General features: G+C 41.6%; 14 protein-coding genes. 4 read left to right on the top strand and 10 right to left on the bottom strand.

Annotation, left to right across the window (positions count from 1 at the left end):
• Nucleotides 1-251: 251 nt before the first annotated feature.
• From DEM91_RS09815 to DEM91_RS09770, 10 genes are all read right to left on the bottom strand, one after another.
• Nucleotides 252-692 carry a Fur family transcriptional regulator gene (locus tag DEM91_RS09815; protein WP_008122333.1) on the bottom strand — a complete coding sequence of 147 codons (441 nt, stop codon included), beginning with the start codon at nucleotides 690-692 and terminating at the stop codon, nucleotides 252-254.
• A gap of 117 nt (nucleotides 693-809) precedes the next feature.
• Nucleotides 810-2180 carry a histidine--tRNA ligase gene (hisS, locus tag DEM91_RS09810; protein WP_249858803.1) on the bottom strand — a complete coding sequence of 457 codons (1371 nt, stop codon included), beginning with the start codon at nucleotides 2178-2180 and terminating at the stop codon, nucleotides 810-812.
• Between the two features lie 16 nt (nucleotides 2181-2196).
• A complete protein-coding gene (locus tag DEM91_RS09805; RefSeq protein ID WP_249858802.1) occupies nucleotides 2197-3471 on the bottom strand; it encodes an adenylosuccinate synthase in 1275 nt (424 codons plus the stop codon).
• A gap of 4 nt (nucleotides 3472-3475) precedes the next feature.
• Nucleotides 3476-3955 carry a Fur family transcriptional regulator gene (locus DEM91_RS09800; RefSeq protein WP_249858801.1) on the bottom strand — a complete coding sequence of 160 codons (480 nt, stop codon included), beginning with the start codon at nucleotides 3953-3955 and terminating at the stop codon, nucleotides 3476-3478.
• A gap of 70 nt (nucleotides 3956-4025) precedes the next feature.
• On the bottom strand, nucleotides 4026-4634 hold the full coding sequence (locus DEM91_RS09795; RefSeq protein ID WP_249858800.1) for a DNA alkylation repair protein: 609 nt from the start codon (nucleotides 4632-4634) through the stop codon (nucleotides 4026-4028).
• A complete protein-coding gene (locus DEM91_RS09790) occupies nucleotides 4624-6552 on the bottom strand; it encodes a dipeptidyl peptidase 3 (RefSeq protein ID WP_249858804.1) in 1929 nt (642 codons plus the stop codon). Before DEM91_RS09790 ends, DEM91_RS09795 begins: the two co-directional genes overlap by 11 nt.
• A 69-nt stretch (nucleotides 6553-6621) precedes the next feature.
• Nucleotides 6622-7098 carry a helix-turn-helix domain-containing protein gene (locus tag DEM91_RS09785; protein ID WP_249858799.1) on the bottom strand — a complete coding sequence of 159 codons (477 nt, stop codon included), beginning with the start codon at nucleotides 7096-7098 and terminating at the stop codon, nucleotides 6622-6624.
• A gap of 358 nt (nucleotides 7099-7456) precedes the next feature.
• Entirely contained in the window at nucleotides 7457-8020 is a 564-nt protein-coding gene (locus DEM91_RS09780; RefSeq protein ID WP_249858798.1) for a Maf-like protein, read from the bottom strand.
• 42 nt (nucleotides 8021-8062) lie between these two features.
• The gene (locus DEM91_RS09775; protein ID WP_249858797.1) at nucleotides 8063-8581 is read right to left on the bottom strand and encodes a KdsC family phosphatase; all 519 of its coding nucleotides are present in this window, start codon (nucleotides 8579-8581) and stop codon (nucleotides 8063-8065) included.
• A 702-nt stretch (nucleotides 8582-9283) separates the two neighbouring features.
• Nucleotides 9284-10591 (bottom strand): DUF3078 domain-containing protein, encoded by a 1308-nt coding sequence (locus DEM91_RS09770; RefSeq protein ID WP_249858796.1) that lies wholly within the window; start codon nucleotides 10589-10591, stop codon nucleotides 9284-9286.
• A gap of 127 nt (nucleotides 10592-10718) precedes the next feature.
• Here DEM91_RS09770 and DEM91_RS09765 point away from each other — a divergent pair, with 127 nt between their 5' ends.
• The 4 genes from DEM91_RS09765 to DEM91_RS09750 all read left to right on the top strand — a co-directional run bounded on the left by DEM91_RS09765 (nucleotide 10719) and on the right by DEM91_RS09750 (nucleotide 17902).
• Nucleotides 10719-12326: a CTP synthase gene (locus DEM91_RS09765; RefSeq protein WP_025072405.1), complete on the top strand. Its 1608-nt coding sequence runs from the start codon at nucleotides 10719-10721 to the stop codon at nucleotides 12324-12326.
• Nucleotides 12327-12332: 6 nt separating this feature from the next.
• Complete coding sequence (gene yidC, locus DEM91_RS09760; protein WP_249858795.1) at nucleotides 12333-14228, top strand: membrane protein insertase YidC; 1896 nt, start codon at nucleotides 12333-12335, stop codon at nucleotides 14226-14228.
• A gap of 6 nt (nucleotides 14229-14234) precedes the next feature.
• Entirely contained in the window at nucleotides 14235-16412 is a 2178-nt protein-coding gene (locus tag DEM91_RS09755; RefSeq protein ID WP_249858794.1) for an alpha/beta fold hydrolase, read from the top strand.
• 74 nt (nucleotides 16413-16486) lie between these two features.
• On the top strand, nucleotides 16487-17902 hold the full coding sequence (locus DEM91_RS09750; protein ID WP_249858793.1) for an MFS transporter: 1416 nt from the start codon (nucleotides 16487-16489) through the stop codon (nucleotides 17900-17902).
• Nucleotides 17903-18185 lie beyond the last annotated feature (283 nt).

Genomic DNA, 18185 nt, shown 5'->3' with positions numbered 1-18185 from the left:
TTAGAATGAATGAAAAAATTTGACAAGTAAATTAGGAAAAGTGAATAAAGACTGTCAAGTGATTTTAGGAAAGTACAAACTCATGGAGATAAGGGCATTAACTCATGGAGATAAGGACGTTAACCCATGGAGATAAGGGCATTAACCCATGGAGATAATAGCACAAACCCATTGAGTTAAAACAGCTAACTCAATGGGCTTATTTTGAAATATTAAAGATGTGAAAGGGTAAGTCTTTTCAGTAATAAAAATCAATTCTGTGATTTTTCCAGCTCTGCATTAACACATTCGTTGCAAACTCCTTTATAATAGAGTTGCATCTCGTCCACGATGTGACCGTCAATGTTACGTTTTTCTGCCAGTTGGGGAGCTGCCTCGTTTGGCAAGTCAATAATCTTTCCACATTTATTGCAGAAAAAATGTACATGAGGCTCCATCTTTCCGTCATAGCAAACACGATGATCGTCAATGGTAATCATCTGTGCAGCATGATGTTCTGCAAACAAACGCAATGTGTTATACACCGTTGTTTTACTCAATGTAGGGATTTTTGGACAGAGATTTTTATAGATTTCATCCACCGTTGGGTGCGTGAAATTTGTCAAAAGATACTCCATAATAGCGATACGTTGAGCCGATGGGTGAATTCCCGCATCAATAAGTCTGTTGTAAGCTTGATTATCTAATATCATATTTTATTCTTTTTGTATTGCTTGCAAATGTACAAAATTTATGATAATTTCTCTCATAACCAACAAAGAAAACTGATGTTGGATCATAAAATTTATCTTTTTAACCGAAAAATTGTGTTATTTTTGCTCTAAAAGGAACGGAATTAAATCATCTTTAGACAATAACTTCTGCTCCCCAGAACGCATATCCTTGAGCGTAATCTTATTTTCTTTCATTTCATTCTCACCTGCTAAAGCCACATAGGGTATTTCATGAGCATTGGCATAACTCATCTGCTTCTTCATTTTCACAGCATCTGGGAAAAGCTCTGTGCACACTCCTTGTCGACGAGCCTCATTCACCAATGGTAGACAGTAAGCCGTTTCTTGGTCACCAAAGTTGATAAACAGCAACTGAGTGCTACCGATGGTTTCTTTGGGATAAAGGTTGAGCGCATGAAGGACATCATAGATGCGGTCGGCTCCGAAAGAGATACCGACGCCGCTCAATCCGGGCTTGCCGAAGATACCCGTAAGATTATCATATCGACCTCCACCTGTGATGCTACCAATCTCTACATCCAAGGCTTTTACTTCGAAGATTGCTCCTGTATAGTAGTTGAGCCCACGAGCCAAAGTTAAATCAAGTTCTATTTCATGATGCAGCCCTACCGACTTCAATACCTTTAAGATATAAGAAACCTCTTCGACACCTTTCAACCCTATATCACTGTCTTTCAGTACCTCGCCAATGGTCTTAAGTTTTTCTTCATTGGTTCCTTGCAATGAAATGATAGGCTGTAACTTCTCAATGGCATCGGCGTCAATTCCGGCATTCGCCAATTCTTGGTTCACACCTTCCAGTCCGATTTTATCCAACTTGTCAATTGCAACAGTGATATCTACTATCTTTTCTGCAGCACCTATCACTTCTGCAATGCCTGTCAAAATCTTCCTATTGTTGATTTTTAGCAACACGCGTACGCCAAATCGTGTAAACACTTCATCAACTATCTGCATCAGCTCCACCTCATTCAATAGAGAATCAGAGCCAACCACATCGGCATCGCATTGATAAAATTCACGATAACGCCCTTTTTGCGGTCGGTCAGCACGCCATACTGGTTGTATTTGGTAACGCTTGAATGGGAATTGTATTTCATCATGATGCATCACCACATAACGAGCAAAAGGTACGGTTAAGTCGTAACGAAGACCTTTTTCGCAAATCTTGGAAGCTAATTTCAAAACATTGCGCTCTTGAAGTTCCTCATCGCTTACCTTATTTAAGAAATCTCCAGAGTTCAATACTTTGAATAAAAGTTTATCGCCCTCTTCTCCATATTTCCCCATGAGGGTCTGAAGCGTTTCTAACGACGGTGTTTCTATCTGTTGGTAACCGTAAAGAGCATAGACCTCTTTGATAGTGTTAAAGATATAATTTCTTTTAGACATCTCCGCTGGAGAGAAGTCGCGTGTTCCTTTTACAATACTTGGTTTGTTTGCCATTGCTATTTCCTTCACATTATTTTCTAATCACCGTTTGTGCGCGGTCTGGCCCTATAGACACAATCTTTATAGGAGTTTCAAGGAACTCCTCTATGAACTGCAAATATTTCTTGAAAGCAGCAGGGAATTCGTCCTCAGAAGTCATCTTTGTCATATCCGTTTGCCACCCTTCCAACTCTTGGTAAATAGGCTCCACGCCCTCCAAGTCAAAAGGAAGCTCCTTCGTAGTAGTGCCATCGGGCAACTCGTAGCCTACACATGCTTTTATAGTCTTCATTGCATCAAGGACATCGCTCTTCATTAAAATGAGATGAGTCACCCCATTAACCATCACAGAATAACGCAGTTGGATTAAATCTACCCATCCACAACGACGCTCACGCCCTGTCACAGCCCCATACTCATGACCTAAGTCACGAAGTTGCTTGCCTGTTTCGTCAAAGAGTTCTGTGGGGAAAGGACCAGAACCTACACGTGTACAATACGCTTTCATGATGCCATAGACATTTCCTATCATGCGAGGACCCAAACCGAGTCCGATACAAGCACCTGCACATATTGTATTAGAGGAGGTGACGAAAGGATAACTACCAAAATCAACATCAAGCATCGTGCCTTGCGCTCCTTCACACAAGATGGTCTTTTGCTGTCGAAGCAGACGATTGATTTCATGTTCACTATCCACTAACTTGAATTGTTTGAGGTATTCAACGCCCTCCATCCACTCCTTTTCTGTTTCAGTAATATCAAAATCAGAATAGTTGAGTGCTTTCAGCATCTTGAGATGACGCTCCTTGTGCGCCTGATATTTTTCGTCAAAACGGTCTAAGATATCTCCTACACGTAGACCGTTGCGAGAAGTCTTGTCGGTATAAGTGGGACCAATCCCCTTCCCTGTCGTTCCAACCTTTCCCTTGCCTCGTGCTGCCTCGTATGCCTGATCCAAAATTCTATGAGTAGGCATGATTAAATGTGCTTTCTTCGAGATGTGAATACGGCTTTTCAATTCGTGTCCACTCTTTTCAAGTTCTTGGGCTTCTTTCATAAAGAGGTCGGGCGCAAGCACAACCCCATTGCCAATGATGTTCAGCTTTCCACCTTGAAAGATACCAGAGGGGATGCTTCGTAACACATATTTCTGGTTTTCAAATTCGAGGGTATGCCCTGCATTGGGTCCACCTTGAAATCTTGCAATGACGTCGTATTTGGGTGTCAGCACATCAACGACCTTCCCTTTGCCTTCATCTCCCCATTGTAGTCCGAGGAGCACATCTACTTTACCTGTATTCATGATTTTATGGTTTTAATTTCTTTCTGTTGGATTTGCGGCGTGTAATCTTTGCTTGACACGAACTACACACCCCATATATATATAATGTATAAGCGTCTTTTTTGAACCTTTTGAGCTTCATCTCCTCCACGGTGTCTCTCAATTCTGCGCTGTTAATCTCCGTCACCTTACCACATATGGTGCAAATCTGATGACAATGGTCTTTACTGTCACAGCATGACTCGTACTTTGTACCATTAGAAAGACGATGACAAACGACGAATCGTAACTTTTGAAAGAGCCGTAAATTGTTATATAGCGTCGCTCTACTCACCCTGAAGCTTTTTTCTAAGAGATAATCATTCAGCTCATCCAACGAGAAATGCCCTTTTAAGCTAAGCACAGCGTCAAGAATTGCATATCTCTCAGATGTCTTTCGGAGATTGTTTATGATAAGATAATCATCCAGATGTTGCCTAACGGCATTTCTGATATCTTTTTTCATATTGAGCTATATAACACCACAAAGTTACAACTTTTCTTTGGAAAAAAGTATCAGCATGCAAGTATAAATCTTAAATCTCCATTTGAAGTGCCTTCGTTGCGATTTGATGGTACTCGTCTCCCAATGCACAAAACCGCACAATGCAATTCATCGCGGCATGTCGAACGCCCACATCTTCGTGCTGCAAAGCGACACTACTTTGATCTAAGAACTCGTTAATGCCTCGATCGTTAGGCACTACTCCCCTCATAAACAGTCGTGACAAGATCTGATAAGCACAAATTTGCTTTATCTTATCATCTGTCGCCATCCATTGGTAGGCAAGAACGGAAGCATAAGGCAAATATTGAAAGAGATTGAACGATGCTATTTCGGCTAAATCTTGCGTGTGGATGTCCGCTACCCAAATATCAACGATGTCGGCATCCAATTGCTCTGGCGGCATTATCAACGTGGCTAAAATTTTACATTCACGGATGTTTTCTTTCCATAAGGCAATCGCTAAATGGTAGTTTTTGCCATATCGCTTTGCCATTTGGGATAAATCGCCTAACGAACAACCCCAGTTCACGAAGTAAGAAGCACCCTTCTCACGCATAGATTGCGAGGCAACACCATTCATTAACAAGCGAAACGAACGCTTGATTTCTTTCACTGTTTCATTTATATCATGATTCATCGGCAGCTGACTCTTTAGAATATCTCATCATTTGATGCGCATACGACTCGGTATAATCAAGCTCAATATCGACAATATTTCCTTGATTATCTAATTTTGGCTTCATCCACGGATTAATAAAACCTTTATATGGGGCGATATCTAATTGGCGGTATCGTTTCAACACCTCTTCGTGTAATACCGAATCAATGTTGACAGCATAGGTTTCCACCATATTGCGTGCCGCTTCAAAATCACCCTCACTCTTGATACGTTGAATTTCAGCCAACAATTCTCCAAAGAGATTTCTCAATTTGGAATAGTCGTTGACTTGAACATAGTGCTTTACTTCGTTAGTACCTGCTACAGAACGCTCAACAATTTCTACGGCATCACCCGCATGTGCCAACACCCAATGGGCGATGAGCGCACGATTTCTCATGTGAGCCTCCTCTATTTTATGCCCCAACTGAATGCGCACAAGCTGCGTCATCAGACCGTTCATCAGGTACGTGTAATATTGTGCGTGATAGGCTGTCGTGTCAGGAAGCAGTCCAAGCTCCACCAATTTTTCATCCGCCATATAGTACAAAGCAAACAAGTCTGCTCGAGCTTCTTCAATCGTATCACCATATGCCCTTAACGCATCACCACTAACGCCCGGCAACAGTTGCCCACTTCCATGACCCACACATTCATGAAGGTCGGTATGAAGATTGTCACAGAGGTTTCCATACAGGTTGATTTGACGCAGAACTTCATCATCCACGACAAATTCTTCATGCAACCCATTGCCTCGTGCCACCTCATTGTAAGCCTCGGTGAGATTGCCTATCGTGACACTTTTCGAACCATATCGTGCGCGTATCCATTCTGCATTTGGCAAGTTGATACCAATTGCCGATGCTGGGTATTCATCACCGCCCAACATAGCTGCACAAACAACATGCGCTGTCACACCTCTTACTTCTTGTTTCTTAAATCTTTGGTCTACTGGCGAATGATTTTCAAACCACTGTGCATGCTGACTGATGAGCTTTGTGCGCTGAGTGGCTTCCTCATCTTTGTATGAAACGAAGCCTTCCCACGACCCTTTCAAACCTAAAGGGTCACCATACACTTCAATAAAGCCATTGATAAAATCTACCTGCCCATCTTGTTCTTTCAACCATTCTATCGAAAATTTGTCAAATAGCTTTAACTCTCCCGTATGATAGTAAGTAATAAGAAGCTCCAAAACATGCTTTTGCTGGTCGTTTTCTGCATAGGGCATCGCCTTCTCTAACCACATGATAATACGCTGAATGGCTTTCCCATAGAGTCCTCTTGAGGTCCATTTAACTTCCTGTACCCTTCCATTTTCATCTTTAACAACCTTGGAATTTAATCCATAAGAGATAGGTTCTTCGTCATGAGTACGCCTCATTCGCTGATAATAGGACTCCACTTCAGCCTGCGTCACGTTGTCATAGAAGTTACAAGCAGATGTGAGCACCAAATCGTCACCATCAGTTTTGTTGACTCGCTTGGGTAAGTAGTTGGGGTCAAAGAGTACAGGATACAATTCATCATACAGCATTTCAACCGACTGACCTGCCTCCAACGGCAATTGCGACGGTGGAATAGTCAATAACAACGACTTAAAGAAAGAAGGCGAAAAGCCGGGTTGTAACTTTTCACAACCGTAATGATGATAGATACCATTAGAGAACCATATCCGTTTGAGATAGACTTCTAAAGCTTGGAACTCAGGATTGTTGATAGCATTAGTGTGCTGCGCATAAATCAGCTCTAAGACTTTTCGTATCTTGAGATTATATTTTCCAAACTGATCGGTAGTAATATCCCGACCAGCTTGTGCGGCTTTAGATAGATAGTAGATATATATTTTTTGTTGAAGGCTAAGTGTCTCAAAGCCTTTTAATCGATAACGAAGCATTTGCAAATCAGCAAATCGCTCGTCCGAATAATTAAAATGTTGAATCACTATAAATGCAAAATAATGAAATTATTTTTTCTTAGATTTCGGTTTGCGTCCTCTTTTCTTTGGCGCAACAGGCTCTTGAGGCTGTGCTCCTAAATGTTCAATCCTGTATTCACGAGGAGTACAGTTATTTAGTTTATAAAATGCGGAATAAAACGACTGTCTATTCGCAAATCCTACCACATCAGAGATTTCTTGCATGTTCAAATCTTGATAGCGTTTATCTGCGAGTAATGCCATCGCCTCTTCGATACGAAACTTATTCACAAAGGAAGTATAATTCATGTGAAAACGAACATTGACAGCCGCTGAAATGTATCGTGTGTTGGTACCAAGCTCATCGGCTAACTTTTTCGCTGAATAATTCTTATCTTTATACTTCTTCTGAATAAGGATAATGTCTAAGATTTTTTCCTTCAGTTCGTCCATCAACTGGGGACTAACGAGCGAACGGTAGGCAGCCTCTTTCTCTTTTTTCTCAGTGATGTTATACTTTGCCATACAATTCGTGATTTATTAATGTTATTCTCTTTACTTGCAAATATAGGTATGTTTTTTAATTTTCACAAGTTTTATCACAAAAATTCTATAAGTTTTCACTATTTACAATGATTTTTTGCACAATTTGTGAGTTTTATTATCATATCCGTCGAAACTAATACATCATTAAGTAAATGAAGAACTTAGAGAAATAGGTAAGCATTGGCATTACAAGAACTAAAGAACTACTATCGTTAAAAATAAAACAACAATGAAAGATAGAGACGAAAGCGTTATCAGACAAACGATTGTTTATTATTCATAAAAGATACTAATAATTCATTGAGTCTTACTTAAAGCCTTTTGTAGCACGAAAATGTCACATGGTTTGCATTTCTTCATAAATTCGTTGTACAGGGAGTCCCATGACATTATAATAACTGCCTTCAAGTTTTGTCACCCCCACATACCCTATCCATTCTTGTATGCCGTATGCACCAGCCTTGTCAAAAGGTTGATATTTTGAAATATAATAATTTATCTCGTCGTCCGAAAGCTCCTTAAAAGTAACATTTGTACTGACACTAAACGCCTTCTGTTGGGAAGTTGTTGTTAGACAAACGCCTGTTATCACCTGATGGGTGCGCCCACTCAACAGCCGGAGCATGCGCCTCGCATCCGATTCATCAACGGGTTTGCCCAACACTTCCTGCCCAACAACAACGACAGTATCGGCTGTGAGCAACAATTCTCCATGACAAACGTCATAGGCACTCGCCTTTTCTTTCGCAATGAATTGTGGCACTTGAGCAACTGGCAAATCTTTCGGATAATCTTCAGGGACATAGTTTTTTACCTTCACCGTAAAAGGTAAATCTAATCCTTCTAACAGTTCCTTTCTACGTGGTGAGTTAGAAGCAAGAATAAGATGATAGTTCGTCATATCTTTCTGTTTGTTTTTCCTATTTTTTCTTGATGCGCCGTGTTACCAACCGAATGCCGTTTGGTCGTTTAACCATAATTTCTTCACTCTTAACACTTGCTCAATGATGTCTCTACCACAGCCTTCACCACCCCGATAATGACTCACATAAGTGGACAGTACCTTAATTTCAGCAACGGCATCAGCAGGACAACAGGGACAACCACATTGCTTCATGACCTCATAATCTGGTATGTCGTCGCCGACAAATATCACTTCTTCATCGGTGAGTCCGTATTTCTCGATAAAATCCTGATAATGCTTAATTTTAACGCTACAGCCCATATAAATATCTTCCAACCCGAGACTCTCATAGCGCAGACGCACAGCAGGCGTATTTCCACCTGTCAAAATGGCTATCCGCAGACCTCTTTTTTGCGCAAGCTGAATGGCATAACCGTCTTTGATATTGATGGTTCGCAAGGGTTCTCCATCGCTATCCAGCGTGATAGTAGACTTCGACAACACACCGTCTACATCAAATATAATCGCCTTAATTTTGCTTAAATCGTAATTTATCATCGCTTTTATCGTTTTTCTGTGTAAGCTATCATATCTGCAAAGTTAATGATAATTCCATGAATTGTCGGCATTTTTATCGACATTTGATGTTTTGCGCACGGCTCTTTCATGGAAGAATTGTATTTGTACAACGAAAAACACACCCCAAAACGCAACGTTTGCAAAATTAGCGGCACGCTTGATGGAATAAAAATAAATGCTGAATTTTCTTTACAAAGTGCCTCTCATAACTCGCGTGAAATCATCCAACGGCAAAGTGGGTCGCAAATACGCCGGAAATGAGCGACTTCCATAATCCATTGTGATTAAACACATTACACCTAAAGAGCTTCAGTTCTTTCCCATTTTTACCATTTCTTTGCGACTAAAGCATTAAGATAAGCCTGCTATTTGCATGTTTTAATGCTCTTAAGTCATGTAAATAACACCGCTAATGTATGTTTCCAAGAACGTTAAATCAATGCTTCAGCCAGAAAAGGCGTTTATTTTGTTCAAATCAGTGCATTTTTGCAGGTCGTTTGCCTATTAAAATTTTCAATTTTGAAGATTTTAGATGGTCGTTTTTTAGTAAAATAATAGGACAAAAACATCTAAAGCTCTTACCCAAAATAGCAAGAAAATAAAAAAAATAGCTCCTTCATTGAAGGAGCCTTCTTGTCGCAATCAAAGCAACGAATGAGGGAGTATCGTGGTTGGAACTCATTAGAACGAATGAGACAAACCAATCGACAAATACTCTTTATACATGAAATATCCGTTTGTGTCATCGCGCTTGCGACTATCATCAAAGCGTGGATAGACATACAAGTTGGCAGATAAATACTTGGTAAACTGGAAGGTGAATGTATTTTCCCATTCTATTTCAGAGCGCTTATACGAGGTGTAACCGTACAGGCGTGAACGCCATCGCACCATTTCTGAAAACATCCAGTTGAAATCAATGTTCATACTGGAACCGTAATCATCCACATGGTGCTTGCCTTTTTCAATACCAAAGCGCGTCACCAAATGCTCACGAGCCACATAACGATAATGATAAGCCAAGGGCGAGAGGTTCACACTACCCTTCAAACGTCCCTTCAACCAGTCGAAGTTATATCGCATACCGACCGCAACATCAATATTCAAAGGGGATAGGAAATCAGAATAAACCTTTTCATCGTTGTTGCGATAGCCTCGCATGAACTGTGTATTGGCTATCATCTGTAAAGAATAATACCAATTTTTAGTTGCCTGCAACCCAAAGTTACTGGTGTATCGAATATCATCGGTATGCGTCTTTAGCGTGTGCAACGTATCACTTTCAGAGGTTTGGAAACCCAATTTCATCTCTAACTTGTTGTCCCACTTTACCTTTTTCTTATTGTTATAGCCAAGATTGAGGGTCACATTGCCGAGCATGGAATAGTTGCTCTCGCCTCCCTTATACCAGTTGCCCGATACGTAGTTTTGCAAGAACTGCAAATAGCCATCGCCCGAAAAGCTCCAAAAGTTAGGTTTCTTTATCACCAAATCTACAGGTACATACACTTCCTCCGTAGGTAAAGGAGCCACCTTTTCAACAATAGCGGTTTTATTTTTAAGCGTCGTTTCTTGACTGGTAGACACTTTCCCTTCCGCTTTTAGCTGTGTTTGCGTCTTGGTGACCAAATCCGGCCGCTTCAGGTAGATATGGAGCAACGCATTCTCCAAAGCCTCATTGAACATAGAAGAGGTCAGCGAGTCTTTTGATAAACTAAACTGATGTTGACTTATCTGGTGATAAAAAGTGGTAGGGAGAAACAATCGAGCATATTTACCATTCTCTTGTGCGAGTCGATGATACAAAAGCGCATTGATACGTTGCAAGGAATCGAGCTGCTGTTGATAATGATGCAAAGAATCAGTATAAGCTTTCACAAAGGCGGTGGTGGTGTCTGACGGATGTTTTATCACCTTACGACCAACTGGTTCGTTGGCAGATAAAACCATCGGTATCATGATCATCATGAATGTGCTGATAAGTTTCATTTTCATATTCGTTTTTGATGCATGCAAAGGTAATAATAAAAAATGAAAGTTGCTTGTATGTTTCGCAATTTTATACTAACTTTGCACCTTGTATTTTTATGTCATATCACAAATAAAACAACGTATCGTGGCTGAAACAAAGTATATATTCGTTACAGGTGGTGTGGTCTCATCATTAGGAAAAGGGATTATTTCATCATCTATTGGAAAGCTTTTACAAGCAAGAGGTTACAATATTACCATTCAAAAATTTGATCCTTACATCAATATTGACCCGGGAACATTAAACCCTTACGAGCATGGAGAATGCTATGTAACAACGGATGGTATGGAAACCGACTTAGACTTAGGACACTACGAACGGTTTACAGGGATAAAAACAACAAAAGCAAACTCGCTGACAACAGGCAGAATTTACAAAGCAGTTATTGATAAAGAACGCCGTGGCGACTATTTAGGCAAAACCATTCAAGTAGTTCCTCATATCACTGACGAGATTAAGCGCAACGTGAAACTCATGGGACAGAAGTTCCATTACGATTTCGTCATTACCGAAATCGGTGGTACGGTGGGCGATATTGAGTCTACACCGTTCTTAGAAGCCATTCGCCAATTGAAATGGGAATTGGGTAAAAATGCTTTGAGTGTACACCTTACTTATGTACCTTATTTGAAAGCCGCTGGAGAACTGAAGACCAAGCCAACGCAACATAGTGTCAAGGAACTCCAAAGCATAGGTATTCAACCGGATATTTTAGTACTTCGTACGGAGAAACATCTGAAAGATGATGTGTTACACAAGGTGGCATCTTTCTGTAATGTCGATTTCGATTGCGTCATTCAGAGTGAAGACCTGCCGAGTATCTACGAAGTTCCCGTCAATATGCAAAACCAAAAGTTGGACGTGGCTATCTTGAAAAAGATGGGAATAGCAGTAAAAGAGACGCCAACTTTGGGTCCTTGGAAGAGCTTTTTGGAACGAAGGAACAAGGCAAAGAAAGAGGTTCATATCGGATTGGTAGGCAAGTACGATTTACAAGACGCCTATAAAAGCATCCGAGAGAGCTTGTCGCAAGCTGGAACCTATAACGACCACAAGACGATACTGACGTTTATCAACTCGGAAAAGATTAACGAGAACAATGTTGCAGAAATGCTTAAAGGACAAGACGGCATTGTGATATGTCCGGGATTTGGGCAACGCGGCATTGAAGGGAAAATCATTGCGGCTCACTATACGAGGACACACGACATTCCCACCTTTGGCATTTGCTTGGGTATGCAGATGATGGTGATAGAGTTTGCACGCAATGTATTGGGTTATCCCGATGCCAACAGCCGTGAAATGGATGAGAAGACAGAACACAATGTCATTGACATCATGGAAGAGCAAAAGAATATCACCAACATGGGAGGTACCATGCGATTGGGGTCATACGAATGTGTGCTCAAACAAGGTTCGCACGTCTTCAATATTTATAAACAGGAATATATTCAAGAGAGACATCGACACCGTTTTGAATTCAACAACTCTTTCTTAAAAGAATACGAGAAAGCGGGAATGATGTGCGTGGGTAAAAACCCTGAAAGTGATTTAGTTGAGATTGTAGAAATACCGAGTTTGAAGTGGTATATTGGCACACAATTCCACCCAGAGTATCAAAGTACGGTTCTTAACCCACACCCCTTATTTGTTGATTTCATAAAATCAGCAATTGAAAATCAGAAGAAATAATTAGAAATGGATAAAAATACGATGACGGGTCTCGTTCTTATGGGACTCTTGTTAATAGGTTTTAGTTGGTGGTCTCAACCCTCTGCAGAAGAGCAAGCAAAGAAGATGCAGCAAGACTCCATTGCTGCAGTCACTCAACACCAAGCCGAACTCGCTAAACAACAAGCACACGCCAAAGAAATAGCTGACTTAAAAGCCAAACAAAAGGCGGACACCACCGCTTTATTTCATGCTGCCTTGGAGGGTCAAGCACAAGAGGTTGTCTTGAAAAACGAACACCTTGAATTGTCTGTCAACACAAAAGGAGGAACCGTAAGCAAGGCAATCATCAAAAACTTTAAGGATAGAGAGGACAATCCTGACGTTGTTTTGTTCGACGATAAGGTTCAAAAACTAAACTTCATCATGTCGACGAAAGAGGCAAACATTGCAACGCAAGACCTCTATTTCAGTCCTTCCGCACAAACAGACTCTACCCTTACGCTGACAGCCGAGGCAGGACAAGGCAAATCGCTCGTGATACAATATCGCTTGGGTGCAGATTATCTTTTGCACATGTCCATGAAAGTGAATGGCATGAACGGCTTGTTTGCACCGAACACAAAATCCATGAATGTTGATTGGACAGACAAATGCCGACAACAAGAAAAAGGATTTACCTTCGAAAATCGCTACGCTACCCTCACTTATCACAAGGTGAAGGGGGGAACTAAGAAGCTGAGTGAGACTTCAGAAGAGATAGACAAAAAGATTGATGACAAGATAGATTGGGTCGCTTTCAAGAACCAATTCTTCTCAGCTGTCATGATTGCCAAGCATGACTTTAACGAAGAGGCACTGATGACCAGTGTGCCACAGGAGAAAGGCAGTGGATATCTAAAGGCATATCAGGCAAAAATGCAAACTTTCTTTGACCCAACAGGACAGAAAGCATCTGAGTTTGAATTCTATTTCGGACCTAATGACTTCCGTTTGCTCAATCGTATTGAAAAAGAAAGTACATTTAATAAAGACCTTGAGTTACAGAGATTGGTTTACTTAGGCTGGCCTTTGTTCCGCATTATCAACCGTTGGTTTACCATTTATGTATTTGATTGGCTTTCCAAGTGGTTCCCCATGGGTGTGGTACTCATTCTGATTACGCTTTTGTTAAAGCTCATTACTTTCCCAATGGTCAAGAAGAGTTATATGAGTTCTGCCAAGATGCGCGTGTTAAAACCGAAACTCGAGGCTGCAACGGCACAATATAACAAGCCTGAAGACCAGATGCAGAAGCAACAAGCGATGATGGCAGAATATTCTAAATATGGGGTCAGTCCCCTTTCTGGCTGTCTCCCTATGCTCATTCAGATGCCTATTTGGATTGCCATGTTTAACTTTGTGCCAAATGCTATCCAACTTCGAGGCGAAAGTTTCTTGTGGATTAACGATTTAAGTACCTACGACCCAATTATTCAATGGAACAAAAACATTTGGTTGATAGGCGATCATCTCTCACTGACCTGTATCCTCTTCTGTATTGCCAACGTTCTTTACAGTTGGATGACCATGCGCCAACAGCGAGATCAAATGGTAGGTCAGCAGGCTGAGCAGATGAAGATGATGCAATGGATGATGTATCTCATGCCCGTGATGTTCTTCTTTATGTTCAATGACTATTCAGCAGGATTAAACTTCTACTATTTCGTATCGCTCTTCTTTAGTGCTGCCATTATGTGGACCTTGCGTAAAACGACTAACGATGCGAAACTACTTCAAATTTTGGAAGCACGCTACGAAGAGAACAAAGCTAATCCAAAGAAGTTAAGTGGGCTTGCTGCACGTTTGCAAGCGATGCAAGAGCAACAGCAAGAAATGCAGCGCAAACGCGAAGAATTGGAAAGAAAGAAACGTAAACTCTAATATAGTATGAACAAAAAAACACTCCTTATGGCAACTGTCGCTTTGATGATAGGCGGCAGTTTTGCTAAAGCACAAAGCACAGTGAAAACAGCGAAAGAACAAAATGCCGCCTTCAAGGCAACTAATGACCTCATGACACCGGAGGCATTGTGGGCAATGGGACGAATGGGAGGCGCATCCTCCTCGCCCGACGGCAACCAAGTAGTCTATCAAGTGGGCTATTACAGCGTAAAAAACAACAACAGCCAACAGATGCTTTTCGTGACAGATGTCAAGGGAAGTCATAAAACTCAACTCACGACTGGCAGTAAAAGCGAAACCGATGCGGTGTGGATTCAACAAGGCAAAAAGATAGCTTTCCTCACAGGTGGACAGCTATGGACCATGAATCCTGATGGCTCGAATCGACAAAAATTAACGAATAGCACTATTGATATTGAAGGATTTAAGTTCTCACCCGATGAAAAAAAGGTGATTTTGATAAAGTCTCTTCCTTATCACGGAACCATTAAAGCCAATCCTGCCGACCTGCCATTGGCAACGGGTCGCTTGGCTACGGATATGAACTATCGCCACTGGGACCACTATGTGGAAAGCATTGCACACCCATTTGTTGCTAATGTGACCGAAAGTGGCGTTGATGAGGGCAAAGATATCTTACAAGATGAGCCTTTCGAATGTCCTACTGCGCCCTTCGGTGGTGTAGAACAGTTGGCTTGGAGTCCTGACTCAAAACAGATAGCTTATACCTGTCGTAAAAAAGAAGGCGTGCAATATGCCATCTCTACCGACACAGATATTTACCTGTATGACATCACTACGGGCAAGACTCGCAATCTTTGCAAGCCCGAAGGATATCAGGAACCTGCCATTGATGCAACAAAATCAATGAAAAATCAAGCTGTTAATCATCAACAGGGCGATATGAATGTGGGCTATGACACCAATCCTTCTTTCTCTGCCGACGGCAAATACATTGCTTGGCAGAGCATGAAACAAAACGGTTATGAAAGCGATCGCAACCGTTTGTGTATCTACGACTTAAAGAAAGGCGTTAAACAATATGTGACGGAAAGTTTTGACAGCAATGTAGATGCTTATTGCTGGGGAAACGACAACACAACCCTTTATTTCATTGGTGTATGGCACGGTAAGACGCACGTGTACCAAACCAACCTGAAAGGACAGGTAAAACAACTCACCGATGGTCAATACGACTATGGAAGTGTACAAACCTTAGGCAACACCAAACAGTTATTAGTCACTCGGCATTCGATGTCTCACCCCGATGATTTATTCATTGTGAGTCCTTCGAAAAAAGAAAGACAAGCAAAGGTGACACAACTGACCGATGAAAACAAACACATCTTTGACCAGTTAGCCATTGGAAAAGTGGAAGAACGCTGGAGCAAAACCAGCGATGGCAAGGACCTCTTGAGCTGGATTGTCTTGCCTCCACACTTCGATGCCAATAAGAAATACCCCACTCTCCTCTTCTGCGAAGGCGGTCCTCAAAGTCCTGTAAGTCAATTCTGGAGTTATCGTTGGAATCTTCAAATCATGGCTGCCAATGGCTATATCATCGTAGCACCCAACCGTAGGGGCTTACCCGGCTTCGGTTCTGATTGGAATGCGGAGGTTTCTGGCGATTGGACAGGACAGTGTATGAAAGACTATTTATCAGCCATCGATGATGCTGCCAATCATCTCCCCTATGTAGACAAAGACCGATTAGGTGCTGTGGGTGCTTCATTTGGCGGATTCTCGGTTTATTACTTAGCCAGTCATCACAACAAACGCTTCAAGTGTTTCATCTCACACGATGGTGCTTTCAATCTTGAAAGCATGTACACCGACACCGAAGAGGCATGGTTCTCTAACTGGGAATACGAAGATGCTTATTGGAATAAAGACCAAACAGCCAATGCCAAACGCACCTACGACAACAGTCCGCATAAGTTTGTAGACCAATGGGATACTCCTATCCTCTGCATCCATGGCGAAAAAGACTATCGTATCAATGCCAATCAGGGCATGGGCGCTTTCAATGCGGCTCGTTTACGTGGCATTCCTGCCGAGTTACTCATCTTCCCTGACGAGAATCACTGGGTACTGAAACCGCAAAACGGTATTCTTTGGCAGCGTACTTTCTTCAACTGGTTAGACCGCTGGCTTAAGAAATAGACGTCCTCTAACACGTTTACAAAGCAACAGAAAACTTATCAACTTAAAACTCATAAACTCAAAAAAACACAACAATGGTTGAAACATTTCAAAAGAAACTGAGTGATTCGCCCGCATGGCGCTGGACAGCACTTGTATTGTTGGCATCCGCCATGTTCTTTGCTTACATTTTCGTTGACATCCTGTCTCCTCTTCAGGAGTTCTTACAGACACAACACGGTTGGGACCCTATCGCATACGGTCGATTTGCGGGTTCTGAACCCTTCTTGAATGTATTTGTATTTTTCCTTATTTTTGCAGGTATCATCCTCGATAAAATGGGGGTACGCTTTACAGCAATCCTTTCTGGAACAGTGATGGTGGTAGGTGCAAGCATCAATTATTATGCGCTGACAGAAGGATTTGATGCCAGTAGTATCAAAGTTTGGTTTGACAACAACCTCAATCTACCTTTGGCAGCTTGGAACATAACCCCATTTTATGATGGAATGCCAGCCTCCGCAAAACTTTCTGCCATTGGATTTATGATTTTTGGTTGCGGTGCCGAGATGGCAGGTATCACTGTTTCGCGCGGTATCGTCAAATGGTTTAAGGGTAAAGAAATGGCTTTGGCAATGGGTATTGAAATGGCAATTGCTCGTGTAGGAGTTGCCGTTGTGGTCATCGCCTCCCCTGCTATCGCTTCTATCAAACCCATTAACGTGTCACGTCCTTTGGCTTACGAACTGCTGTTGTTGATTATCGGTTTGATTTGCTTCATTGTTTATGGGTTCATGGATAAGAAGTTAGACGCTCAAGGAGTGGAAGAAGAGAAAGACGACCCATTCAAGGTTTCTGACATTGGCAAGATATTATCGCTCAAAATGTTCTGGATTGTAGCCTTACTCTGCGTATTATACTACTCAGCTATCTTCCCTTTCCAAAAGTATGCTATAAACATGCTGCAATGCAACCTTCAGTTTAGTGCAGAACAGGCAGGACTTGTTTTCTTTGTCTTCCCATTGGGAGCAGCAGCAGTGACACCATTCTTGGGCAATTTCCTTGACCGCAAAGGAAAAGGAGCAACGATGTTGATTTTAGGAGCAATGCTCATGATTATCTGTCACCTCATCTTTGCATTTGTGGTACCAGCCACACAGAGCGTCATCATCACCTATGCAGCCATTATCTTGTTGGGTATATCCTTCTCGTTAGTGCCTGCTGCCCTATGGCCCTCCGTACCAAAGCTCATCGATGACAAACTTATAGGCTCTGCTTACGCACTGATCTTCTGGATTCAGAACATCGGCTTGTATGCCTTCCCAATGATTATCGGTTCGGTACTGCGCTCGTCCAACCCCGGTGTCACCGACCCTTTGAAGTATAACTATACAGCTCCTATGTTAGTATTCGTCTCCTTAGGCGTCATTGCCCTGATACTTGGCTTCTTGCTCAAAGCCTTAGACAAGAAGAAGGGTTATGGACTTGAACTACCAAATATTCAAAAATAGGAATAAAAAGAAGAATTGCACCATCCAAATTTTAATGGATGCGTCTATCTATAACAAACTACTTTTAATTTTCATAGAAGAGTTCGACAGCACCAAGTTGTCGAACTTTTTTTTATGTGTCACAATAGAGAGAAACAGAACTTGATGAGCTGCTTTTTTCATCTCACGTAAACAGAGCCATTCACCCATTGCTCCAACCCCATTAACCTGTCTTATACTGAAATAGCTTGACATATTATTAACCTCATAAAAAGTAAAATAATATGACAAAAGAACTTAAAAG

The organism is Prevotella sp. TCVGH (assembly GCF_023522295.1).
GTDB classification, from domain to species: Bacteria; Bacteroidota; Bacteroidia; order Bacteroidales; family Bacteroidaceae; genus Prevotella; species Prevotella timonensis.
This window is presented reverse-complemented; position numbering and strand designations above follow the sequence as displayed.